Raw genomic sequence first — 22,058 nt, 5'->3', positions numbered from 1 at the left:
AGTGGGACGCGACCACGGCCAGCTCCGAGGTCGAGCCTTGCCTTCGGGTAACTTGACTTCCGAACGGGCGCCGGGCGCTTAATTCCGGCGATATGCTGGCGCACCCATCATCGCGCCAGTTACGCCGCCATCGACATACAACTCGGCGGCTTGCACGTAAGACGATTCATCTGAGCATAGAAAAAGCACGGCATTGGCGATTTCCTCAGCCTCGCCCAAGCGGCCCATCGGCACAGATCGCGCGGCGAATTCATGAACTGCCGGGATATGAGCGTCATCCGCTACAGTCCGCCAGAACGGCGTGCGAATGTTGCCGGGCGAAACCACATTTACGCGAATACCTCTCCCGGATAGCTCCGAGGCCAGGCACCGTGCCATTCCAACCAGTCCAGCCTTGCTGGCGGCGTAGACAGCCATGCCAGGCAATCCAATGGTATTCCCGATTGAACTATTGAAAACGACCGATGCATTGTTTCGCAAATGTGGCAGAAGCGCCTGAAGATAAAATAGCGGGCTCTTTAAATTCGTCGCAATTAAATGGTCGAACTGTTCTTCAGTCGTCGCTCCGATAGGGGTGATGCTGGCGTCGCCGGCATTCAGAAAAACTGCGTCGAGTTCACCCATCTGTGCCACGATACGAGCGATCGCGCTCTCCAGACCGGCGAAGTCCGTCGCATCCAGGCAAAAAGCGACTGCCTGCTCGCCGAGCGCTTCCTGGCACGCGCTTAGGGTTTCCTCGTTGCGTCCCGTGATCGCGACTCTTGCCCCTTCCTCCGCGAGGCGCTTGGCGGTTGCGAATCCGATTCCACTGCTGCCGCCTGTAATGAGCACAGCCTTCCCTTTCATACGCATGGGTGCCTCTCCCGTCTTCGATTTGCAGTGCATTTGCCAGGCTCGCGAATCTATTGAATAGTTGACAGAAACGCGAGTTCAAGACGCCAGCGGCCTGCCTCGACCGATCTCCAGCTTTGATCTTGTAACGATGTGGAAATCGGTCAACCTGGATAGATTGCAGTTCCGCTCCAGGGTTGCAGCACCGTCGAGTTTTCCTATTTCTGTCGAATACTAGAATTTGTATGCGAGGCCAAGGTAAGTGACGAGCGGCCGTAGGCGCACCTTCGCATGACTAACGATCTCCTGCCCGTTTGCGGTTCTGCCAGTTAACGTGACGTTCGTATCGGTCGGGATATACGCGAGCAAGACACCGACGGACCATCGGCGATTTATCTGATAGTCGAGTCCAGCCTGGAATACGGGTGCCCATGAGCTGGATGCCGAGGCGGTGGCGGTTCCACCGGGGCCGAAGCTTTGCTCGACAAATGACCCGTTTGTCACCCGTGTGTTGGTGAACCACGTGTAGTTGACACCAACGCCAACGAAAGGTCGAAACCGACCGTCTGCCTGGCCGAAGTGATAGCGCAAGACCAGTTCCGGCGCCCATGTTCGAGTATCGCCCAGCACGCCGTATCCGTTCATCACGCCGCGACCTTCGAGCTGCATGCGGCCCGGCCAGCCACCGAGAAACGCAACGCCGATCTGATCGGTGAAAAAGTGTTCGAAGGTGAATGCCGGTAAATCAGAGCTTCTGGCGCCAGCGCCCGAACCCTCTATCGGGGAGTTAACGGGCATCCCGCCGATGCTAGTCACAGTAAGCGGGCCGCTGCCCGTTTGAGGCGCAACATGCGCCCAACCAAGGTTGAGAACGTTGCTGCCGGCTGCTTGCGCGTAGGCTCCGTCAATCGACCCGGCAAACAACATCAGCCCAGCCAGGCTTGAAGTTCCAGCGCCTTTCAAATTCCACATGATTGTCTCCGGTTTATTTTTTTCATATTTGATGATTAAAACGCCAGTCGTTGTCCCGTCTGGTACAGCCGTTCGAGAGCGCTGCGCGCGACCACTTCTCACCGGTCGCCAGCTGCGTAATACGCAGTTGAACGACGCAAAAGAATTGCTAGACGCCCAACTTGCGACGCACGAGCGCTCCGTAGCTGTCTGGAAACAGTCGAGCAATCCATTGCAATGAGCGAGCGCCATTTCCCACCAGCAGTCGCTTGTTTCCTCGCACGAGGCCCGCCACGATCTCGCGCGCGCACTGCTCGGGTGTGGTGGTCATCTGCCGCTTGTTGGCAGCCAATAGCCGGCGCTCGAATTCCGTCTCATGCGCGGCTTTGGGTACCTTGCTGATACCGGTGTTAATGCCGCCGGGATGCACGAGGACAGCTCTCACACCGGTACCTTCAAGTTCCTGCCACAGTGTCTCTGTTAGCCCGCGTACGCCGAACTTGGAGATCGTGTAAGCAGCCGAGCATGGTGTTGCCACCAATCCGAAAACGCTCGACACATTTACGATGCAGCCTTGACGTCTGGCTAACATCATTGGTAAAAACGCCTTCGTGCCGTAGATCACACCCCACAGGTTGATTCCGATGACTTTCTCGAATTCCTCGAGCGTCGCGTGTTCGACTGTGGCTAGCACCGAGGTACCAGCGTTATTAATAACGAAGTCTATTTGACCGAAGTCTCTGACAACGTCATCGGCATGGCGGAGCATTGCCTCCCGGTTTGAAACGTCCAGCACATATGAACCGGCGGAGACGCCGATTGGCAGTTGTGCAAGTGTCTGCGCTAGCCCGCTCTCGCTTATGTCCGACAACGCGAGACGCGCGCCCTTAAGCGCCAGCTCTATCGCTAATGCGCGGCCGATACCCGAGCCGGCGCCGGTGATGACTACAACCTGGTCTTTGAACACGTCATGTCCTTCCGGCATCACGATGTGCCGTAAACAACTAATTGACCGGCGAGACAGAGATGTCCGAAACGCCATTGGCGTTTTGAACATCTCGAAACTTGACATACGATGGTGTCGTGTTAATGAGCGCCGATACCAATGGGTGAGTAGGCTATTCAAAGAGCTAATTCGTATTATTAAAAACTGAAATATCCGGTTGCAGATGGATCAGTTTCGTAGAAGCACTATTGAATAGCCGATGTCTCGTCAAATTCTTCGCGATTTATCCCGCCAGAACGGCTCACGTACGTCTTTTTTCAGAACCTTGCCGTTCGGGCTGCGAGGAAGTGCGTCGATAAAGACGACCTTCTTCGGCGTTTTGATTCCCCCCAACTTTGGGCGGCAATATGCAATGATTTCGTCCGCGGTTGCTTCGGCTCCCTGATTGAGCTCGATCACCGCTGTGACTGCCTCGCCCCAGTCGGCGTCGGGAATGCCGATAACGGCGCAGTCTTGAACCGCCGGGTGCGTCCAAATGACTTGTTCGACCTCGCTCGGGTAGACATTGAATCCCCCGCTGATGATCATGTCCTTCTTGCGGTCGGTAATATGAAGAAAGCCCTCGGAGTCCAGATAGCCGACGTCGCCGGTGTGTAGCCAGCCATCGATGATCGTCTCGGCGGTTTTGTCGGGTGCCTTGTAATAGCCCGCCATCAACAAGTCGCCGCGCACGCAGATCTCACCGGTTTCGCCAACGGGAAGGATCTTGCCGCTCTCGTCGAGCACTTCCACTCGCACAAACGGTGCGGGGCGTCCGGCGGCCGACAAGCGCGCATCTTCGGCGATTTTTCCGTCACGGAAGTGTTCTTCCGGGCGCATGAACGCAATTGCCGAAGGTGCTTCGGCTTGGCCATATCCTTGAAACATCACGGGACCAAATACTTCAATGGCACGACGCAACTTCTCCGTCGACATGGGTGCCGCGCCATAGATGAAGTACTTCAACGACGAGAAATCTCGCTTCTCGATTCCGGGCATCTCCAACAGGCGATAGATGACCGTGGGCGGGAGATACAACTCCGTGACACGATGCTTCTCGATCAGGTCCACCAGGAGATGCAGGTCCATTCGGTTCATCACCACGATCGTACCCGCGCGTGCGGTGCACGGCAGGGTGAGCGTGCCAGCGGCATGTGTCATCGGCGCCGCGACAAGATTCACGATCGGCTCGTCGGACGAGTAGGGGGCTGCGAACATCTGATGCAACGCGCTCACCGACAAACTTCGGTGGGTGTTCATTGCCCCTTTGGGTGCACCTGTTGTTCCACCGGTCGGCATGACGCCGGCCAAGGAGTCCTGCTCGGGGATGTGGCCCGGAACTGAATCGGATGCACCTTCCGTGAGAGAAGAAAGCGTAATTGCGCCTGCTGTTGATGCCGCTTCGGGACTTTGACCCAACGAGATCACGGTATGCAACTTTGTAAGGCCTGGACGGATTCCTTCGACCAGCGGGAGGAACTGCTCGTGGCAGAACAGCACTTCGCAGTCGAATCCGTCCAGCAGACGCTGGATCTCCTCCGGCGGATTGGCTGGATTGACCGGGACCCAAGCCATCCCTGCACGCCACATTCCAAGCACGCACCCCCACGCCGTGGGGTCATTGCTCGCCAGTACCGCGCCCTTTGCTTCGCGCTCGAGACCGCGGCTCAGCAGAGCGTTGCCGACACGACAGGACAGCTCGCCAATCTCCTTGTAAGTGAAATTGCGATCATCCGCGATAAAGGCAATCTTATCCGGCGCCGTCCGCCATCCGCGATCGAAGAAATCAGTAATAGCCATACAAGTTCCTGTCTCAAAACCCGATTCGATTGCCGCGATAAAGCAGCGAGTTCAGGTATCCGAATTTCATGTTGAGAAGATGATTTTCGCCGTCCTCGATCCGCGCGGCCCGCGCGTCGCGGAAGAGCTTTTCGAGCGGGTACTCGCGGGTCAGACCGTATGCGCCGAAGAGTTGCAAGGCTTCATCGACTACCTCGAAGGCGAGGTCGGTGCAGGTGACTTTGGACCCGCCCGTGAAGTACGGATGCTTGGCCGGCGAAAGCAGCGTGTACTCGGTGGCGCGACGAGCCACGGCACGCATGGTTTCCACCTTTCGAGCCATCGCACCGAGCCGGTACTGGACCATTTGATGGTCGGCGAGAAGCGCACCGCCCTGGCGCCGCTCGTGGACGTACTCGAGCGCAAGCTCGAATGCTGCCCGGGCCATGCCCGTTGCCATCTGACCCATGCCAACGCCGGCTGTAGACCAGGTGCTTGCGTGACCGCGCCAATATTCGTCCCCGGACGACACCGCATAGCGCAAGGGCACCTTGACGTTGTCAAAGTAAATTTCGCCTTGGGGCAAAGCCCGTTGTCCCAGCTTTTCGAGCGGCTTGCCTCGGCTTACCCCCGGGAGGTCCAACGGCACAATGACTTCGATACCGTGTGGGTGACCGTCCTCATCGAAGAACCCTTTGCCGTAATCGGCAACGATCGTCAAAATCGCAACTTGCGCGACCGAGCCATTGGAAACCCACGCGGAGCTTTGCCCGTTGATGACAATGTCACCGCCGGTGACCTTCGCCGTGAGGTTGCCCTTGTTGCCTTGCGGCGCGAGAGGGTGCCGCTCCCCCGGATAGAGCATTGTCCCGTCCGAGCCGCGATCCGGCTGAGTGGCGATCCAACACCCTAGTTTGTTCGCCGTCAACTCGATCAGTTCGTGGTTGGCGGCTCGCTTGGCCATCATGTTGGGGAATGCTGCCGCGGCTAGCGACACCGTAAGCCCTACGTCACCCCAACCAAATTCCTCGATGACGATAGCCTGAAGCCGGGCTAGCGTCTCGGGCGGAACGTCCCCGGCGTCGGTGTCGAAACTGATCCCCGATGCGGCGGCCGTCTTGATGAATTCCCAGTATGGCGAGCCGGGCGCAATCGCTTCCTCGGCACTGAGCTTGTCGATTGCGATCGCCGCCGGGCGCATCACGTCACGTGCAAATCTGTGCATCGCGTGCTGGACGGTTCTTTCTTCGTCGCTGAGCACTTCAAATCCCGTTAGTTCTACATACGGGAGTCCGGGCCGCACTGAAGCCGGTGTATTGCGTTCCGTCTGCTGACTCATTTTCGGCGTCTCCGTTTCGTTTCTTTACGGTGGTTTCTGCTACTTCGCGGCGGCGAGGTGCGCCGGGAGATCGCGTTCGTGCTCGACATCCTGCATTTGAGCCATTCTTTCAAGGCTCTCGCGAACGGCGGGAATATCGACGAGTTTCATGAATGCCGCGTTTTCGCTCGCAAAACCTGCAAACTGAGCATCGACGGCGGATCCAAAGACGCTCTTGATGACTTCGTCCACTGCGGCGACCGAGCCGGCAGGGCGCTTTGCGACATCATGGGCGAGCGTATTCACATAGGCGTTCAGGTCGTCGCGCGGGAGCGAGCGATTCACAAAGCCGTAGGCTGCGGCTTCGTCACCCGTGAAATCGCGAGACGACAAAATCACCTCGCGAGCGCGAGCGGGACCGATCAGCATCGCAAGCCGGGTAGTACCGCCGCCGGCCGGCAGGATTCCGCCGCTGGCCTCGGGCAAGCAGAATTTGCTTGTTGGCGTGCTGAACCGCATGTCCAGCGCGAGAATAAATTCCAGGCCAGCGCCACGGCAAATTCCGTCAACCACGCCAATGGTCACTTGAGGCAGGATCTGCCATGCTGTTGCGAGCGCCTGCATCACGTTGATGTCGTCATAGCGACTGCGCGGTGCACTCGGATCGTTCGACAGTCGAAGCAGATCGTTCAGATCGAAGTGAGCGACGAAGAATTCGGGGTTGGCACTGCCGAAGACGACGACTGCGGTCTCACGGTCAAAAGCCAGCGATCCTGCGAGATCGAACAACTCGCCGATCGTCTGAGCGTTGATGAGATTCAACGGGGGATTGTTGAAGTCGACGAAGAGAGTCCGGCCGTCGCGCCGAGTGTTAAGTGTCTGGTAGGTCATAGTCTCCTCCGGGATTGGATGCGGACGACTCAGGAGCCGAGAATGGTGATTGCGGCGGCGGCCTCTTCACCGGCGTAGAGTCCGCCGCCGTTTTCTGCAAGGGCAATGCGGGCGCCGGCGACCTGACGCGCTCCACAATTGCCGCGAAGCTGCTGCACGAGCTCGTAAATCTGCGCGAGGCCCGACGCACCCATGGGATGTCCCTTGGACTCAAGGCCGCCGGATGGGTTGATGGGCATGCGGCCGCCCAGCCTGGACGCGCCGGACTCCGCGAACCGGCCACCGGAACCGATCTCACAAAATCCAAGCAATTCCGATTGCAGGAGTTCACCGAAGGACGATGCGTCGTGGACTTCCGCTACGGAAATGTCCTGTGGACCGACGCCCGCTTGTTCATAGGCGGCTTGCGCGGCCAGGCGGGTGACGGAACAGTCCCATGCGGATAACGGACGCACGGTCCCGCTTTGCAGAACGGCCGCCAGGATGCGAATTGGCCGACTACCGTCGAGACGTTTCAAACCGGCTGCGTTGCAGACGACGACTGCCGAGGCTCCGTCCGTTAGCGGTGCACACATTGGAACGGTGAGCGGGCCCGACACCGGGCGTGCAGCAAGGATTTCCTCTACGGACATCTCGGCGCGGAAGTGCGCGAGCGGGTTGTGTACGGCATGCTCGTGGTTCTTCGAGGCGATCAGAGCCAGTTGTTCCCGAGTCGTACCGAACGCGTTCATATGCGCTCTCGCGAGCGCCGCATAGACGTCCATAAACAGGCTATGAGGCTTCCCGTCTTCCGGAAGCGCACCACCGAGTTCCTCGAGCACGGCACGGACGCCTTGCCGATCATTGACGTCGACACCGCCGTCAAAGACGCCGAGTGCTTTCGTCTTGTCGCCGATACTGAGCTTTTCGGCACCAACGGCCAGAACAATGTCGGCGGCTCCAGAGCGCACATGCATGATGGCTTGATGTAATGCCGTGGCCCCCGTTGCACACGCGTTCTCGACATTGACGATCGGGATACGTTCGAAGCCCATCGACCGAAGCGCCATCTGACCGGCCACTACGACTTGACCTTCCAGGACGTCTTGGCAGGTATTGCCGAAATACGCGGCTTCGATGGCGGTAGGATCGGCGCCGGCATCGGCGAGCGCGTCGACGACCGCGGCCCGCGTCAGTTCCTTGACCGAGACGTCCGGCCTGACACCGAATTCGGTCATGCCGACGCCGGCGATCCAAACGGGCATGGGGGTCATGCCACTGTCTCCTCGGTCACGCGAGCCAGGCCGTAGGCTTCCAACGCCCCCATGAGCTCGCGATGTCCCAGCAGTTGCGCCGGGGAGCGGAAGCCGACTCCGCTGAAGGTATTGCCGATCAATCGCATTGCCGCGTAGGCTTGCAACAAGCCGGTGATCTGATAGCCGGAGGTGCCGTGAATGACGGTGCGCGCCGTGACGTTGTTGCCCCGACCGATACACCAGTCAATAGAGCGATGTACCTGCCGGTTTTCTCGGGGAGGGGTGTTCGGCGTCATGCTGGCCGCAACACGATCCAGCACGGGGTGCAATTTTTCCTCGGGTAGCCACTGGAACATGACCTTGAACATGCGCTCCGCAGCTCGAACGCGTTGAGGAATGTCGCCCTTGTCGTTGCGCATCGCGACGAACATGCGACAGTTGCGTACCCGTCGATCGTCGCGGAAGAAGACCGGCAATGCGGTGCCGCCCCACTGAAGACCGGGCACGACGTACGCAGTGCCCGGTACGACCATGTCCTGCTGCACGATTCCGTCGTACTTCTTCAGGACGTTGTCTTGCAGATAGTACGAGTCGGTACGAATCACGTCGAACATCGATTGGCTCGACCCAACCGTCGGGATGGCGTTGACGTATTCGCCGAGCTCGAGGGTGTCGATTCCAGGTGTTTCCAACACGATGCGGGCAGCGATGTCGTGCACTGCGTACTGCATCGAAACCGCAGTGGAGACAACCAGTCCGGCCGCGGCAAATTTCGGACCCCAGTGGTCCAGCAGTTGAAGATGGTGTTGCTGTTCGCCGGCGGTATCGAGATAGTGGCAACCGGCACGAAGCGACGCCTCGAGGACAGCGGGGCCATATCGCAGGAAGGGGCCGACCATATTGCAGACGACTTTTCGGCCTTTGAAAAGCGCTACCAGCGATTCGACGGAGCCGTCGACTTCGGCAATCTCGTAGTCGGCAGTCTCGATCCCGGGGACGGAATCCATGACTTCCTTGAGCTTGGCCTTGTTCCGCCCCGCGGCGACAAAGGGAATGCTGTACTCACGCAGGTACTCAGCCACCAGCCGTCCGGTATAACCACTGGCGCCATAGATGACGACAGGACGCAATTCGCTCATCGTCTCCTCCTATTTAATAGTTTGGTTACTGTTGGTGATGACTGAATGTACGAGGGGGCGGACATCGCGCGCTTGCACATGAGCGCATGCGACTTGTCGATTTGTGCAGCACGTGCCTGGGTCGGGGTTTCCACGCGCTTGACGCCGTGCCGTCTTGTCCACAGGATCGGAAATTGTCTTACTGGTAATTTCACGATGGAGAGGGACCCCATGGCAGCTGTCACTTGGTCGACCCACGGGTTGCCTCAAAGGCTTGTGCAGGATGCGTTCGCCAGCAAGCTTTCCGATCTGCATGTGACATGGGCGTTATCGATTCCAGAGCCGCGAGGTTTTGACGCATCGGTGCGATACCGGAAACTGGATCGGCTAACAATCGGGGAATTGAAAAGCGGCCCACTCGCAGGGCAACGCCTGGCAGTCAACCAAGCGCCGATGCTGGGTGTACTGATGAACCTCAGCGGCCAATTGAAATGTCGGTACGAAGGTAGACGTGAAGTCGTGTTGCCGCCCAATCACCTGTTGATTTGGGATAGCGAATTGGGGTTCGACTTTGACGTCGAGGAGGCGCATCGGGAGGTTTACTTGCTCGTGCCCCGTGAGCGAGTTCCGTCGGTGGTCGCGAGGACGGCAGCGAATCTGCGCGGCGCAGTGCCTGCGGCCCCCGGTTCTGGACTTCCGGCTATAGCGGCAGAGCAACTTCGCGCCATCTCCCAGGAATTGGATCGACTGTCCGACGGTGCCCTGGCGCTTGCGTGCCAGTCGTTCTTCGATTTGCTCGACGCGTCTCTCACGGTCGACGCCGATCACCCGTCGCCAAAGGCGTCGCTGCTAAATTCCATTCGACAGTACATAGAGGACAACCTGGATGACCCGGAGTTGTGCGCTGCGTCAATTGCAACGGCGCATCGGATTTCGGTGCGCACGCTTCACATCGCTTTCGCGGGTACGGGTACGACGGTTGGCCGATGGATTCGCGACAGACGGTTAAAGGTCTGTTACCGCGAGCTTTGTGCCGCCGCTGGAACAAAGACCGTGACCGATGTTGCCTATCGGTGGGGATTTAACGACGCGGCTCACTTTAGCCGCACGTTCAAGCAAGCATTTGGCGTTAGCCCGAGAACCCTGAGGGCGAGTTCGCCCGTTTCAACTTGCGACGATTGCTGAGTCGCGTCGTTTGAAGAATGTGCGGTGCCGATGCCTCGGTTAGCGGGCGAGGTCCAGCTGCTTCTCGGGACACAGTGCTTTCCGACCTTCGAGCGAAGTGGTTCGGCAGCCGTTGCACCTTAGTCTTCGTCGACGTCGCTCAGCAGCATCTGTTCCATGAAAAAGCGCCGCTCGTCCTTTTGTTTGCCGGTCCCCTGATTGGATAGCAGCGACTCGGCTAATTCGTAACTGTAGAGCGCGAACGCGCGCTTGCGTGATTCGGCGATGTCGAAGCCAAGTGCACTGAAGCATTGGGCAATATACGACAACCGTTTTCCATCCACTTCATCCACGAATCGGCGTGCCATTTCGTCTCGCCTTGCCCAGCCCCGGATCGCTAGCTCCGTCGCTGCGGCAGCCTGCGCCGCTTCGCCGTGAAACGGCAGCGCGAGCAAATCGCGCAGCAGTTGCCGCGCCTTGACGTTGCGCTTCTCAAAGCGATCGATGATTTGCTCCGTTGCCGTATCGCGCCACCAGGTCAGCAAGTGACTCAAGAGATCGTCTCGATCCTTGAAGTGCCAGTAGAAGCTGCCTCGTGTGACGCCGAGATTCTTCGACAAAACCTCAACGCGAACAGCATCCACGCTCTTGTCGACCAGGACATCCGCAGCTGCGCGAATCCAGTCGTCCGGGGTGAGCTGGGGTTTGCTCGATGAGTCCATCGCAGGCGGGGGGGAAGAGCGTGGCATCTGGGCTTCAGGTAACGAAAAAGGGCATTTTACCTGAGTAGAAAATACATAAGTGTATTGATGAGGGAATCATCGTTAACGCTAGTTCCCGAGACGCCATATCGGATTGACAACCGGCAATCCACGCTCTACGATCCGTTCCATACACATACGTATGTGTATGGAACGGACGAGGAGAGCAAAGAATGGGCGAGTTGACGGGCGTCGGCAAGACGCTAGTGGCGGCGGATCATCGGACGAACTATCACGAGCTCGGGCGGGGCAAACCGCTGTTCTTGCTGCACGGCTCCGGTCCCGGGGTGTCCGGCTGGACGAACTGGAAGGGCGTGATGAACGAGCTCGGCGAACATTTCCATGTGATCGTGCCGGACATTGCCGGTTTCGGCTTCACCGAGTTCAAGGAAGGAAGCAAGTACGACATCAAGCTTTGGGTGCGGCATCTCACGGGCATCATGGACGCACTCGCGATCGAGAAGGCCTCTTTCGTGGGTAATTCGTTCGGCGGCGCATTGGCTATTGGTCTCGCCCTCTTCGACAAGCAACGCGTTGACCGGCTGGTGTTGCTTGGCACTCCTGCAGGCGAATTCGAACAGACCCCCGGCCTGCGGTCGGCATGGACGTATGAGCCGTCGCTCGAGAACATGGAGCAGACGATGCGTTTGTTCCCTTACGACCAGACGATCATCACCGAAGAGATGGTCCGGACGCGTTATGAGGCCAGCGCTCGTCCTGGTGCGCAAGACGCCTTGCGTAAGCTGATTCCGAGGCCGAATAGCGATGGGCCGACGATCGTCAAGGGATTTCCCGCGTCCGCCGTTGCCGGCATCGAAGCGCCGACGCTCGTGCTGCACGGGCGCGAGGACAGAGTCGTGCCGCCTGCTTGCGGTGCGCTACTCGCTCAGCACATTCCCAACGCCGATCTGCACCAGTTCGCCAAGTGCGGCCACTGGGTGCAAACGGAGCGCCGAGACGATTTCCTCCGGCTCGTCACGGATTTCGTTGGACAGCCATCATGAGCCGCAACAGCGTGGAGCGTGTGCTGCATCAGCTGTGTATCGATCGCGGCGCCAAACAGCGGTTCAAAGAGGGCGCGGAGCAGTTCCTCGAGCGCTTGCCGCTGACTGATGCCGAGCGCGCGATGATCTTGTCGTTCGACGTGAAAGGCCTTCAGCGATACGGCGTGAACAGCATGTTGACCATGGGTTTTTGGCAGGAGCTCTCGCCGAATCGCGACATGAGGGCCTATCTGTCGCGTCTGCGTGATGTGAAGGATGGGGAAGCGGTGTTTGCAGCGGCACTGAAGGGGTAGATCAACTATGGGAAAAATCGTAGGAGCGTTTCTGGTTCCGCATGATCCCGTCATGTATGTGGCGCCGGAGGCGCCGGCGAAGCAGCAGCGCGATGCGGTCTGGCAGGCCTATGCGGCGTGCTCGAAGCGCCTGCAAGAGCTGGAGCCGACCACTGTAATCATCATCGGCTGCGATCACTACATCTTGTTCGGTCCGCAGTGTCTGCCGAGCTACCTGATAGCGACCGGAGACGTCGACGGCCCCATCGATCAGCTACCCGGACTCAAGCGCGCTGCGTTCAGCAATAACGAGGCGCTGGCGACACATATCGCTACGTACGGACGTGAAAACGGATTCGATTGGGCGGTGGCGCGCGCGTTCACGGTCGACCATTCGGTGGCGATTCCTCAGCAGCTTGTCGTTGATCCGTTGCGCATGATGGGCGCCGATGTCAAAACCATTCCGGTCTATCTGGCGTGCGGCGTCGATCCGTACATCACATTACGGCGATCGGCGGAACTGGGCGAACAGATTAGGCGCGCCGTGGAGGCCTTCCCAATCGATGAGCGCGTCGTCGTAATCGGCAGCGGTGGAATAAGTCACTGGGTAGGCTCTGCCCAAATGGGGCGAGTGAACGCCGTGTTCGATCGCGAAATCATCGGGTACGCCGAGGCAGGCGATCTCAATGCGCTATGCGCGTTGTCGGACGAGTACATCCTCAAGCACGGCGGTGAGGGTGGAATGGAAATCCGCAATTGGGCCTGCGCCATGGGAGCGCTCGAAGGCGCCCGCGGAGAAACGATTGCCTACGAGGCAGTGCCGGAGTGGGTGACCGGGCTGGGTTTCGTACAGCTGCATCCGCAGTGAAGCGAGAAGGACTCCTGAGATGAGCAACAAGATTTTCTTGATCAAACGAGACCAGCTGCAACCAGGACAGGTGTGCAAGGTCGAGCAGTCGAGCTGCCCGCTTGCGGTCTACAACGTCGACGGTGTTTTCTATGCGACGTCCGATATGTGCACGCATGCGACCGCTTCGCTTTCGGAAGGCGAAATTGTAGACGGCGATCTGATTGCCTGCCCGCTCCACGATGGGCAATTTCATATTCCGACCGGGCAAGCGATGGCGTTCCCATGCACGGTGGATCTGCGGACTTACAAGGTGATCGAGGAAGGCGACGATATTTACGCCGACCTTGAACAGGAAGCGGACGCGGCGGCGTCGGCAATCTGAGGAGCGAAGAAATGACACACGAGTGCATTGGAAGCTGCGAGCGGCTGCGCAAGGATCCGGCTAGCGAGCCGCTTGCCGGCCTCGACCGGCTGATCGATCTCGACGCCGGGCGTCTGTCGCGCAGGGTCTATTGGGATCAGCGCATCTACGAGCAGGAACTCGAGAAGATCTTTGCCCGGAGTTGGCTGTTTCTCGCGCATGAGTCACAGATTCCCAAGGCCGGCGATTATCTGACGACCTATATGGCCGAAGACAACGTCATCGTCGTTCGCCAGAAGGACGGATCCGTCAAGGCGTTCCTCAACACCTGTCCGCATCGTGGCAACAAGCTGAACTTCACGGACGCCGGTAACGCACGCAGTTTCGTCTGCAACTATCACGGCTGGGCTTTCGGCATCGACGGTGCGCTGCGCGGCATGGCCGGCCAGGAATTGTTCGACGAAAGTGGAATGAATCGTGCCGAGCACGGCCTGCATCCCGTCGCTCAGGTCGCAACCTACAAGGGCCTGGTATTCGGCAATATGGATCCGGATGCGCCCTCGTTGAACGAATACCTTGGCGATTTCCGGTACTACCTCGATGTGATCCTCGATATGGACGAGGAGGGCACCGAGTTTGTCGGCGGCTGCGTCAAGTCGGTGATCAACTGCAATTGGAAGATTCCGACGGAAAACTTCATCGGCGATATCTACCACGCGCTCTGGACGCACGACTCGGCGGCACGCGCAATGCTTGGCGGACCGGTCGCGGAAGTTTATAAGGATCCCGACTCGTACCATGTGAACTTCAACGGCCACGGCTGGGAGTTCAATCTCGACATCATCGGCAATGCGGCTACGTTGGGCGAAAAGGACATTCGCAAATATCTGTATGGCATTCAACCGAAAGTTGCAGAGCGACTTGGCGAGTTTCGCTCCAAGATGATCGGTTCGATTTCGTCTGTCAGCGTCTTTCCGAACCTGTCGTTCCTGCCGGGGCAGAACACTTTCCGCGTTTGGCATCCGCGAGGACCGGGCAAGATCGAACTGCACACGTGGACCATCGTCAACAAGAGCGCGCCGCAGGAGATCAAGGACAAGTGGCTTAAGGGGACGATGATGACGTTCTCGCCGACGGGTGTGTTCGAGATGGACGACGGCGAAAATTTCGAGTTTTCGACGCGTACCAATGCGGGTTTCGTCACGCGGCAACAGGACTTGTACATGGGGCTTGGTCGCGGCAGCCGTCTCGAGGACAGTGACTTGCCCGGCAATGTTTACCGGAATCAGGTCAACGAGGCCAACCACCGCGCGTTCTATCGGCGCTGGCTCGATCTGATGCAGGCCCGCTCGTGGAGTGACGTGCCGAAGCGCGACTCGGCGAGGCTTGATGAGAATGCATTTGTCCACGGGCAGGCAGCAAAGGAGGTCGCATGAGTGCGGTACCTACGCTCGTATCAGCCGGCCCGGCGGATGGCACGGTGGATCGGGAGGTTGCCCATCGCATCGAGCAGTTCCTCTTCCGTGAGGCACGGCTGCTCGATACGGAGGCATGGGACGACTGGCTCTCGCTCATGACGGAGGATATCCATTATTGGATGCCTGCCATCGAGAACCGCAGGCGCGCAGACAAACTCGGCGCGTATGCCCCGGGTCGTGCCGCTTACTTCGATGACAACCACTTCGATCTGGCGCGCCGCATTGCCAGGTTCAAGCAACCGTCGGCATGGGCGGAGGATCCGCCAACCCGGCATGTGCATGCGATCAGCAATGTGGAGGCGTTGCCCGGTTCTCGCCCTGGCGAATATGTCGTCCATTCCGTCTTTGTCAATTACCGCAGCCGCGGCGAGGCGGACAACGACCTACTACTCGGCAGACGCGAGGATCTACTCCGCGAAGTCGACGGCAGCTTCAAGATCGCGAGCCGCAAGATCGTCATCACGCAATCGCTGCTGATGTCCAAGAACCTCAATACGTTCCTTTGACCATGGGTTGGCTAGACAACGATGTAGCGCTGATTACGGGCGCCAATTCCGGGATCGGGCTCGCCGTGCTGCGGCGTTTCCTCCAGGAGGGCGCGAAGGGCGTCGGGGCGTTGGTGCGGAGTGCTCAAGGCGCGGATGCCTTGCGTCAGGAGTTCGGCAACCGCGTCGCGGTGACTGTTGGTGACGTTCGATCCGCCACGGCCAACGAAGAGGCTGTCGCTGCGACGCTGAGCGCATTCGGCAAACTCGATACGTTGGTTGGCAATGCGGGCGTTTGGGACTACTTCGCATCGCTGCGGAAGTTTGCCGACGGAGAGCAGCTCGCCGTCACTTTCCGCGAAGTGTTCGAGGTCAACGTGATGGGGTATTTGCTTGCCGCGCACGCAGCGGCGCCAGTGTTGCGTGAGACGAGGGGCAGCATGATCTTTACGCTCTCCAACTCGAGTTTTTATGCGGGTGGTGGCGGTCCCGTCTATGTGGCTTCGAAGCACGCTTGCGTCGGGATGATTCGGCAACTCGCCTATGAACTCGCGCCGGACGTTCGCGTGAACGGCGTGGCCCCGGGCGGCACTGCGACCCCGCTCAAAGGCCCGGAGGCACTAGGCAAGCATGACGCGCGGCTATCCGAGATCCCTGGATTCTCGGATGCCGTGGCGGAGGCCGTACCGCTCGGCTTTATGGCCCAACCGGAAGACCACACGGGACATTACGTGCTGCTCGCCTCGCGCACCAATTCATGCGCGACGACGGCGAACATCATTCAAAGCGATGGCGGGTGGGAGGTGCGCGGGCGTCCCCCGCGCAAAGCATGATGGATATGGGAGGCGTGACGAAGATGGACGGTGCGACAAACCGGGGCTGCCTCGACGAGCTGTTCCCTGCCGGTCGGCTGCCGTTAATGGCGGCGCCAATGTTTCTGGTTTCCGGACCGGAGCTAGCGATCGCCTGTGCAACAGCCGGCATTGTCGGTAGCTTCCCCGCCCCGAATGCTCGCAATGTCGATCTCCTGGAGGTATGGCTCGCGCAGGTGACATCGGCTTTGCGCGATATGCCGGGCGCTTCCCCTTGGGCGCTCAATATGATCGTGCATAGCACCTACGATCGCTTCGAGCGTGAGCTGGCACTGGTCATGAAATATCGGCCACGCATCGTTTCCACCGCGCTCGGCAGCCCTGCGCGCGTGCGCGAGCATGTGCATAGCTACGGCGGCATCGTAATGGCGGATGTTGTTACACCCACGCTGGCGCGCAAGGCTGTCGATGCAGGTGTCGATGCGCTGATTCTTGTTACCCATGGCGCAGGGGGGCACACAGGTTATTACAACCCTTTCGCGTTCGTCGCCGAGGTCCGTCAATTCTGGAGCGGACCACTTGGGCTCGCTGGATGCATTACGAGCGGACGCGATATCCGCGCCGCCCAATTGATCGGTGCCGACTTCGTCGTGGCCGGCACACGCTTCATTGCGACTCGCGAAAGCATGGCGTCGGCCGAATATCGCGATCTGGTGGTGAGTAGCCGGATTGAGGATTTAGTTGAGTCGAAAGCCGTGTCGGGTGTTCTTGCCAATTGGCTCAAACCCACGCTGCATGCGGCCGGCATCGATGCGTCTCTGAATAGTGAAGGCAAACGGATCGATTTTTCGGGCGACATCAGTGCCGGGAAAAAGGCGTGGAAGGACGTGTGGTCGGCGGGACAAGGGCTAGGCGCAATCGAGCGCTTGAGCAGTGTCGCCGAGTTGGTGAGGCAGCTCGAATGCGAATACCTCGAAATGCTGACAACTGAACGGGAACAGAGCGGTGCACTGTTGGGCCGCTGGCGAGAGGCATCCGCGTGACGCGCGTCGGTCCGTCAATATTAGGAGGAGAGAGACATGAAACCAGGCATTGAGGGAGCGGCCGAAGCATTGTGGCAGGCGCGCTCCGAACGGAAGACTATCGCTCGCGTGTCGGAGACCTTCGACATTCACACGGTGCAGGATGCCTACGCGATCGCCGAGGTCAACGTCAGCCGCGCCCTCGCGGCGGGCGCACGAGTCTGTGGAAAAAAGATTGGCTTGACGTCGAAAGCCGTGCAACAGCAGCTTGGGGTCGATCAGCCCGACTACGGCGTACTGTTCGCGGACATGGAGTATTTGAGCGGTGCCGAACTGCCGGCACAAAAGCTGATTCAGCCAAAGGCCGAAGGGGAGATCGCGTTCGTCGTGGGGCGCGATCTAGATGCCCCGGACTTGAGCTGGGGGCATTTTCTCATCGGTTTGGAATACGCGTTGCCGGCGATCGAGGTTGTCGACAGTGCGATCGACGATTGGAAGATCACGCTTGTCGATACCGTCGCTGACAATGCGTCGTGCGGGCTCTACGTTCTCGGCCTCGAGCCGCGCCGTATAGGCGACCTCGCGCTAGCGGGATGCGGGATGGACTTCAGGAAGAACGGGACGACTGTCTCCGTCGGGGCAGGGGTGGCTTGCCTCGGAAATCCGCTGAGCGCGACGTACTGGCTTGCCAAAAAGATGGCTGAACTCGGCCAACCCCTGCGCGCCGGTGACGTCGTGATGTCGGGCGCGCTCGGGCCGATGGTGCCGGTGACGAGGGGCGATCGCGTCGACGTTGAGATCAGCGGCCTGGGCCGCGTGAGCTGCGCGCTGGAGTGACGTGATGAACTCGGCGCGTGATGTACTCGACGGGCTTGGCTGGAAACAGGCGTCAGCGGGGCTTGCCTTGGCAACGCCCGATATCGAACGCATTGACGCTCCGGACGGCAGCTTCATTCTGCGTTCGCGCATGCCGCCGAGGCCGCACGCTCGGTGCATCGGCAGCTGGCTTGAATACTGGAGCCGTACCACGCCTGGACAGGTCTTCCTGGCAGAGCGTACTGACGACGGTGCGGGTTGGCGCCGTTTGACGTATGCGCAAGTGCGTGTAGAGGTGGGCGCGATCGCCCAAGGCCTGCTCGATATCGGCCCGGCATCGGGGAGGCCCATTGTCGTTCTATCGGATAACAGCATAGATGCTGCGCTTGTGGCGCTGGCCGCGATGCATATCGGCTTGCCGGTGTCGTTCATATCGGCAGCCTATTCGAGGGCGGCGCACGATTTCAACAAATTGAAAGCACTCCTGAACGTGCTGGATCCGGGTCTGATGTATGCCGACGACGGAGACGTTTATGGCAAGGCAATGCAGGCTAGCGGCAGGCAATGCCCGCTCGTGTATTCGCGGAATGTACCGGACGGCGGGATCGATCTCGGCAGCCTGCGCAAGATGCGGGAAACGGCAGCCGTCATGGAGGCTCACGCACGCGTCACGCCGGATACGCACGCGAAATACCTGCTGACGTCGGGCTCGACTGGCGTCCCGAAAGCCGTAATCAATACGCACGGCATGCTTTGTGCAAACCAGGAGGCAATCGCTCAGGTTTGGCCGTTTGTTGACTCCGCCGCACCGATCGTCGTGGATTGGCTGCCTTGGAGCCATACGTTTGGCGGCAACCACAACTTCAACATGATCCTGCGCAATGGCGGCTCCCTCTATATCGATGAGGGGCGGCCCGTGCCTGGGTCGATCGAAAAATCGGTGTGTAATTTAATCGAACTGTCGCCGACGCTCTATTTCAACGTGCCGCGCGGATTCGATATGTTGCTGCCCCATCTCGAGCAAAACGAGACGTTTGCACGGCATTTCTTCAAGAATATGCGGGCGATCTTTTTCGCTGGCGCTGCGTTGCCAAAGCCGCTATGGGATCGCCTGAAATTGGCCGCTGAACGCCATTGTGATGCGCTGCCACTGTTCAGTTCGGCGTGGGGCTCGACGGAAACTTCACCGGTTATCACCAGCCTCCACTTCCATTATCCCGAGCCCGGCAATCTCGGTGTGCCGGTTCCGGGCGCAGAAATCAAGTTCGTACCGAACGGTGACAAGTTCGAAATGCGAGTGCGCGGCCAACACGTCTTCCGCGGGTACCTCCATGCGCGGGAGCTGACAGACAAGGCATTCGATGAGGAAGGATTTTATTTGATAGGAGATGCAGGGCGCTTGGCCAATCCCGCAGATCCGAACGCTGGCGTTCTGTTTGATGGACGCATCTCGGAAGATTTCAAGCTGACCACGGGGAGCTGGGTATCGGTCGGCACGTTGCGCCTACGTGCCGTTGCCGCCCTGATGCCGTACGCGCAGGACGTTGTTGTGGCTGGACATGATCGCGATGAAGTTGGCCTGCTCGTTTTTCCGTCACCGGCGTTGCACACGCTGGTCGGAGACGACGCGCGTGCGATGACGGGCGAGCAATTGGCGGCCAATGCAGAGGTCCGAAGAAGGATTGCAACCGCGCTCTACTCGCTCAACGAAGGTCATGGCTCTGCTAGCCGAGTCGCACGCGCAATCATCATCGGCTGTCCGCCGAACCCAGAGACGGGCGAGATTACGGACAAGGGATACATCAATCAACGGAGAGTGTTGACGTTGCGCGCGCACGAGGTCGAGCGATTATTCGGCGGGGGCGCCTCGGTCATCTTTCCCGCCACCAACACTCATTGAACGCACTAGCGAAGGACGAGCAATGGCAAAGAAACTGAAGGCCGCGATCATCGGATCCGGAAATATCGGCACCGATTTGATGATCAAGATCATGCGACATGGCGAGCATCTCGAGATGGGGGCGATGGTCGGCATCGACCGTGCATCTGACGGGCTCGCACGTGCTTCGCGCTTGGGCGTAGCCACGACATACGAGGGCGTCGAAGGGCTCACCCGTCTGCCGGTGTTTGACGAAATCGATATCGTATTCGATGCGACAAGCGCCGCCGCGCATGTGAAGAACGACGCGTTCTTACGTGGGCTCAAGCCTGGCGTCCGAATGATCGACTTGACGCCGGCAGCGATTGGTCCGTATTGCGTACCTGTCGTGAACCTCGATGAGCATGTCGATGCGCTAAACGTCAACATGGTCACGTGCGGCGGACAGGCGACGATTCCGATGGTCGCTGCCGTCTCTCGTGTCGCGAAAGTGCACTACGGCGAAATCGTCGCATCGATCTCGAGCAAATCGGCAGGCCCGGGTACGCGCGCGAACATCGATGAATTTACCGAAACAACCTCAAAGGCGATTGAGCAGATCGGTGGAGCGACGAAGGGAAAGGCGATCATTATCCTGAATCCCGCAGAGCCGCCACTGATGATGCGCGATACGGTGTATTGCTTGTCAGAGCCGGCCGACGAGGATGCCGTGGCGCAGTCGATAGAGGAAATGGTGGCTGCCGTCAACCGTTACGTACCTGGCTATCGCCTCAAGCAGACAGTCCAATTCGACCGCATCGACGCCACTCAACCGTTGAATATCCCCGGGGTTGGCGCGCGGATGAGCGGGTTGAAGATCTCGGTATTCCTCGAAGTGGAGGGGGCCGCGCATTATCTGCCGTCTTATGCCGGCAACCTCGACATCATGACCTCCGCGGCGATGGCCTGTGCTGAACGCATGGCCGCCGAAATGGTCGCCCGTACCACTGCCTGAAGGGAGAGACGGCATGACATCTGACAAGAAGCTCTACATTTCCGACGTGACGCTACGCGATGGTTCGCATGCGATTCGTCACCAATACAGCGTGGAACAGGCCGTCGCCATTGCCAAGGCGCTCGACGAGGCGAAAGTCGACTCGATCGAGGTCGCTCATGGCGATGGTTTGCAAGGATCGAGTTTCAACTATGGCTTCGGCGCACACACCGACCTCGAATGGATCGCGGCAGTGGCGGGGACGGTCAAGCATGCCAAGGTCGCGACGCTACTTTTGCCTGGCATCGGCACGATTCACGACTTGCGCAATGCCTACGATGCCGGCGCACGCATCGTACGTGTCGCGACCCACTGCACCGAAGCCGATGTCTCGCGACAGCATATCGAGCATGCGCGCAAGCTTGGGATGGAAGCGGTGGGATTTTTGATGATGAGCCATATGACGACGCCGCAGCATCTGGCTCAGCAGGCAAAGCTCATGGAAAGCTATGGAGCGACGTGCTGCTACGTCGTGGATTCGGGCGGTGCCCTTGGCATGAACGACGTCCGCGAGCGCTTCCGCGCATTCAAAGACGTGCTTGATCCCCGGACGCAGACCGGCATTCATGCGCACCACAACCTGAGCCTTGGGGTCGCGAACAGCATCGTCGCGGTAGAGGAAGGATGTGATCGCATTGATGCGAGTCTTGCAGGGATGGGGGCGGGGGCCGGCAACGCCCCACTCGAAGTATTTATCGCGGCGGCCGCTCGACTCGAATGGAACCATGGCTGTGATCTCTACAAGCTGATGGACGCTGCAGACGATATCGTCCGCCCGCTGCAAGATCGGCCGGTGCGAGTCGACCGCGAAACGCTCGCGCTCGGTTACGCCGGTGTTTATTCGAGCTTCCTGCGCCACACCGAAGTTGCCGCAAAAAAGTACGGACTCAAGACCGTCGACATCCTCGTTGAACTTGGCCGCCGTCGTATGGTCGGTGGCCAGGAGGACATGATCGTGGACGTTGCGCTTGATCTGCTCAAGGAAAAAGAGGCCGAACGAGTAACCGGATAGT

Annotated in this window: 22 protein-coding genes; 13 read left to right on the top strand and 9 right to left on the bottom strand. The window is 59.3% G+C overall.

Translation table 11 applies throughout. The features are described from left to right. Positions 1 to 78: 78 nt before the first annotated feature. The 8 genes from ACVK00_RS01195 to ACVK00_RS01160 form a co-directional block, all read right to left on the bottom strand. Entirely contained in the window at positions 79 to 852 is a 774-nt protein-coding gene (locus ACVK00_RS01195) for an SDR family oxidoreductase (protein WP_354123148.1), read from the bottom strand. A 213-nt stretch (positions 853 to 1,065) separates the two neighbouring features. Next, a complete protein-coding gene (locus ACVK00_RS01190; RefSeq protein WP_354123147.1) occupies positions 1,066 to 1,803 on the bottom strand; it encodes an OmpW/AlkL family protein in 738 nt (245 codons plus the stop codon). Between the two features lie 148 nt (positions 1,804 to 1,951). Continuing rightward, a complete protein-coding gene (locus ACVK00_RS01185) occupies positions 1,952 to 2,854 on the bottom strand; it encodes an SDR family NAD(P)-dependent oxidoreductase (RefSeq protein WP_354123146.1) in 903 nt (300 codons plus the stop codon). A gap of 141 nt (positions 2,855 to 2,995) precedes the next feature. After that, positions 2,996 to 4,567 carry an AMP-binding protein gene (locus tag ACVK00_RS01180; protein ID WP_354123145.1) on the bottom strand — a complete coding sequence of 524 codons (1,572 nt, stop codon included), beginning with the start codon at positions 4,565 to 4,567 and terminating at the stop codon, positions 2,996 to 2,998. Positions 4,568 to 4,580: 13 nt separating this feature from the next. Further along, a complete protein-coding gene (locus ACVK00_RS01175) occupies positions 4,581 to 5,885 on the bottom strand; it encodes an acyl-CoA dehydrogenase family protein (RefSeq protein WP_354123144.1) in 1,305 nt (434 codons plus the stop codon). 39 nt (positions 5,886 to 5,924) lie between these two features. Further along, on the bottom strand, positions 5,925 to 6,755 hold the full coding sequence (locus tag ACVK00_RS01170; protein WP_175752546.1) for an enoyl-CoA hydratase/isomerase family protein: 831 nt from the start codon (positions 6,753 to 6,755) through the stop codon (positions 5,925 to 5,927). 29 nt (positions 6,756 to 6,784) lie between these two features. Beyond that, positions 6,785 to 8,008, bottom strand: a complete 1,224-nt coding sequence (locus tag ACVK00_RS01165; protein WP_354123143.1) for a thiolase family protein — start codon at positions 8,006 to 8,008, stop codon at positions 6,785 to 6,787. Then, complete coding sequence (locus ACVK00_RS01160; protein WP_175737752.1) at positions 8,005 to 9,129, bottom strand: saccharopine dehydrogenase family protein; 1,125 nt, start codon at positions 9,127 to 9,129, stop codon at positions 8,005 to 8,007. The genes ACVK00_RS01165 and ACVK00_RS01160 overlap by 4 nt, the downstream gene beginning before the upstream one ends. A gap of 210 nt (positions 9,130 to 9,339) precedes the next feature. On the opposite strand from ACVK00_RS01160, the gene ACVK00_RS01155 reads away from it, so the two are divergent. Beyond that, positions 9,340 to 10,293 carry a helix-turn-helix domain-containing protein gene (locus ACVK00_RS01155; RefSeq protein ID WP_208450243.1) on the top strand — a complete coding sequence of 318 codons (954 nt, stop codon included), beginning with the start codon at positions 9,340 to 9,342 and terminating at the stop codon, positions 10,291 to 10,293. Positions 10,294 to 10,412: 119 nt separating this feature from the next. Here the strand turns inward: ACVK00_RS01155 and ACVK00_RS01150 are convergent, their stop codons facing one another. After that, entirely contained in the window at positions 10,413 to 10,994 is a 582-nt protein-coding gene (locus ACVK00_RS01150) for a TetR/AcrR family transcriptional regulator (RefSeq protein ID WP_354123142.1), read from the bottom strand. 212 nt (positions 10,995 to 11,206) lie between these two features. Here ACVK00_RS01150 and ACVK00_RS01145 point away from each other — a divergent pair, with 212 nt between their 5' ends. The 12 genes from ACVK00_RS01145 to dmpG are packed head-to-tail and all read left to right on the top strand — an operon-like array spanning position 11,207 to position 22,057. Beyond that, positions 11,207 to 12,037 (top strand): alpha/beta fold hydrolase, encoded by an 831-nt coding sequence (locus ACVK00_RS01145; RefSeq protein WP_354123141.1) that lies wholly within the window; start codon positions 11,207 to 11,209, stop codon positions 12,035 to 12,037. Further along, entirely contained in the window at positions 12,034 to 12,330 is a 297-nt protein-coding gene (locus tag ACVK00_RS01140; RefSeq protein ID WP_354123140.1) for a hypothetical protein, read from the top strand. The genes ACVK00_RS01145 and ACVK00_RS01140 overlap by 4 nt, the downstream gene beginning before the upstream one ends. 7 nt (positions 12,331 to 12,337) lie before the next feature. Beyond that, positions 12,338 to 13,177 carry a DODA-type extradiol aromatic ring-opening family dioxygenase gene (locus ACVK00_RS01135; RefSeq protein WP_175737760.1) on the top strand — a complete coding sequence of 280 codons (840 nt, stop codon included), beginning with the start codon at positions 12,338 to 12,340 and terminating at the stop codon, positions 13,175 to 13,177. Between the two features lie 19 nt (positions 13,178 to 13,196). Further along, positions 13,197 to 13,541, top strand: coding sequence for a non-heme iron oxygenase ferredoxin subunit (locus tag ACVK00_RS01130; protein WP_059564688.1), 345 nt, complete (start codon positions 13,197 to 13,199; stop codon positions 13,539 to 13,541). Between the two features lie 11 nt (positions 13,542 to 13,552). Further along, positions 13,553 to 14,956, top strand: coding sequence for an aromatic ring-hydroxylating dioxygenase subunit alpha (locus tag ACVK00_RS01125; protein ID WP_354123139.1), 1,404 nt, complete (start codon positions 13,553 to 13,555; stop codon positions 14,954 to 14,956). Continuing rightward, positions 14,953 to 15,504 carry a 3-phenylpropionate/cinnamic acid dioxygenase subunit beta gene (locus ACVK00_RS01120; protein WP_354123138.1) on the top strand — a complete coding sequence of 184 codons (552 nt, stop codon included), beginning with the start codon at positions 14,953 to 14,955 and terminating at the stop codon, positions 15,502 to 15,504. The genes ACVK00_RS01125 and ACVK00_RS01120 overlap by 4 nt, the downstream gene beginning before the upstream one ends. Positions 15,505 to 15,506: 2 nt before the next feature. Further along, complete coding sequence (gene hcaB / locus ACVK00_RS01115) at positions 15,507 to 16,316, top strand: 3-(cis-5,6-dihydroxycyclohexa-1,3-dien-1-yl)propanoate dehydrogenase (protein ID WP_354123137.1); 810 nt, start codon at positions 15,507 to 15,509, stop codon at positions 16,314 to 16,316. Positions 16,317 to 16,339: 23 nt separating this feature from the next. Continuing rightward, positions 16,340 to 17,338, top strand: coding sequence for an NAD(P)H-dependent flavin oxidoreductase (locus ACVK00_RS01110; RefSeq protein ID WP_354123301.1), 999 nt, complete (start codon positions 16,340 to 16,342; stop codon positions 17,336 to 17,338). Between the two features lie 36 nt (positions 17,339 to 17,374). After that, positions 17,375 to 18,154, top strand: coding sequence for a 2-keto-4-pentenoate hydratase (locus ACVK00_RS01105; protein WP_354123136.1), 780 nt, complete (start codon positions 17,375 to 17,377; stop codon positions 18,152 to 18,154). Between the two features lie 4 nt (positions 18,155 to 18,158). Beyond that, complete coding sequence (locus tag ACVK00_RS01100) at positions 18,159 to 20,033, top strand: feruloyl-CoA synthase (RefSeq protein ID WP_354123135.1); 1,875 nt, start codon at positions 18,159 to 18,161, stop codon at positions 20,031 to 20,033. Positions 20,034 to 20,055: 22 nt separating this feature from the next. Beyond that, complete coding sequence (locus ACVK00_RS01095; RefSeq protein WP_354123134.1) at positions 20,056 to 21,006, top strand: acetaldehyde dehydrogenase (acetylating); 951 nt, start codon at positions 20,056 to 20,058, stop codon at positions 21,004 to 21,006. A 13-nt stretch (positions 21,007 to 21,019) separates the two neighbouring features. Beyond that, positions 21,020 to 22,057 carry a 4-hydroxy-2-oxovalerate aldolase gene (dmpG, locus tag ACVK00_RS01090; protein WP_354123133.1) on the top strand — a complete coding sequence of 346 codons (1,038 nt, stop codon included), beginning with the start codon at positions 21,020 to 21,022 and terminating at the stop codon, positions 22,055 to 22,057. Position 22,058 lies beyond the last annotated feature (1 nt).

The organism is Burkholderia sp. PvR073, from assembly GCF_054055695.1.
This window is presented reverse-complemented; position numbering and strand designations above follow the sequence as displayed.

Excerpts from the sequence above, each read along its gene's own strand:
- ACVK00_RS01175 (WP_354123144.1), bottom strand. The coding sequence starts at position 5,885 with ATGAGTCAGCAGACGGAACGCAATACACCGGCTTCAGTGCGGCCCGGA.
- ACVK00_RS01180 (WP_354123145.1), bottom strand. The coding sequence starts at position 4,567 with ATGGCTATTACTGATTTCTTCGATCGCGGATGGCGGACGGCGCCGGAT.
- ACVK00_RS01095 (WP_354123134.1), top strand. The coding sequence starts at position 20,056 with ATGGCAAAGAAACTGAAGGCCGCGATCATCGGATCCGGAAATATCGGC.
- ACVK00_RS01160 (WP_175737752.1), bottom strand. The coding sequence starts at position 9,129 with ATGAGCGAATTGCGTCCTGTCGTCATCTATGGCGCCAGTGGTTATACC.
- ACVK00_RS01100 (WP_354123135.1), top strand. The coding sequence starts at position 18,159 with ATGAACTCGGCGCGTGATGTACTCGACGGGCTTGGCTGGAAACAGGCG.
- dmpG (WP_354123133.1), top strand. The coding sequence starts at position 21,020 with ATGACATCTGACAAGAAGCTCTACATTTCCGACGTGACGCTACGCGAT.
- ACVK00_RS01110 (WP_354123301.1), top strand. The coding sequence starts at position 16,340 with ATGGACGGTGCGACAAACCGGGGCTGCCTCGACGAGCTGTTCCCTGCC.
- ACVK00_RS01105 (WP_354123136.1), top strand. The coding sequence starts at position 17,375 with ATGAAACCAGGCATTGAGGGAGCGGCCGAAGCATTGTGGCAGGCGCGC.
- ACVK00_RS01195 (WP_354123148.1), bottom strand. The coding sequence starts at position 852 with ATGCGTATGAAAGGGAAGGCTGTGCTCATTACAGGCGGCAGCAGTGGA.
- ACVK00_RS01145 (WP_354123141.1), top strand. The coding sequence starts at position 11,207 with ATGGGCGAGTTGACGGGCGTCGGCAAGACGCTAGTGGCGGCGGATCAT.
- ACVK00_RS01135 (WP_175737760.1), top strand. The coding sequence starts at position 12,338 with ATGGGAAAAATCGTAGGAGCGTTTCTGGTTCCGCATGATCCCGTCATG.
- ACVK00_RS01150 (WP_354123142.1), bottom strand. The coding sequence starts at position 10,994 with ATGGACTCATCGAGCAAACCCCAGCTCACCCCGGACGACTGGATTCGC.
- ACVK00_RS01165 (WP_354123143.1), bottom strand. The coding sequence starts at position 8,008 with ATGACCCCCATGCCCGTTTGGATCGCCGGCGTCGGCATGACCGAATTC.
- ACVK00_RS01155 (WP_208450243.1), top strand. The coding sequence starts at position 9,340 with ATGGCAGCTGTCACTTGGTCGACCCACGGGTTGCCTCAAAGGCTTGTG.
- ACVK00_RS01185 (WP_354123146.1), bottom strand. The coding sequence starts at position 2,854 with ATGTCAAGTTTCGAGATGTTCAAAACGCCAATGGCGTTTCGGACATCT.
- ACVK00_RS01130 (WP_059564688.1), top strand. The coding sequence starts at position 13,197 with ATGAGCAACAAGATTTTCTTGATCAAACGAGACCAGCTGCAACCAGGA.
- ACVK00_RS01170 (WP_175752546.1), bottom strand. The coding sequence starts at position 6,755 with ATGACCTACCAGACACTTAACACTCGGCGCGACGGCCGGACTCTCTTC.
- ACVK00_RS01140 (WP_354123140.1), top strand. The coding sequence starts at position 12,034 with ATGAGCCGCAACAGCGTGGAGCGTGTGCTGCATCAGCTGTGTATCGAT.
- ACVK00_RS01125 (WP_354123139.1), top strand. The coding sequence starts at position 13,553 with ATGACACACGAGTGCATTGGAAGCTGCGAGCGGCTGCGCAAGGATCCG.
- ACVK00_RS01120 (WP_354123138.1), top strand. The coding sequence starts at position 14,953 with ATGAGTGCGGTACCTACGCTCGTATCAGCCGGCCCGGCGGATGGCACG.
- ACVK00_RS01190 (WP_354123147.1), bottom strand. The coding sequence starts at position 1,803 with ATGTGGAATTTGAAAGGCGCTGGAACTTCAAGCCTGGCTGGGCTGATG.
- hcaB (WP_354123137.1), top strand. The coding sequence starts at position 15,507 with ATGGGTTGGCTAGACAACGATGTAGCGCTGATTACGGGCGCCAATTCC.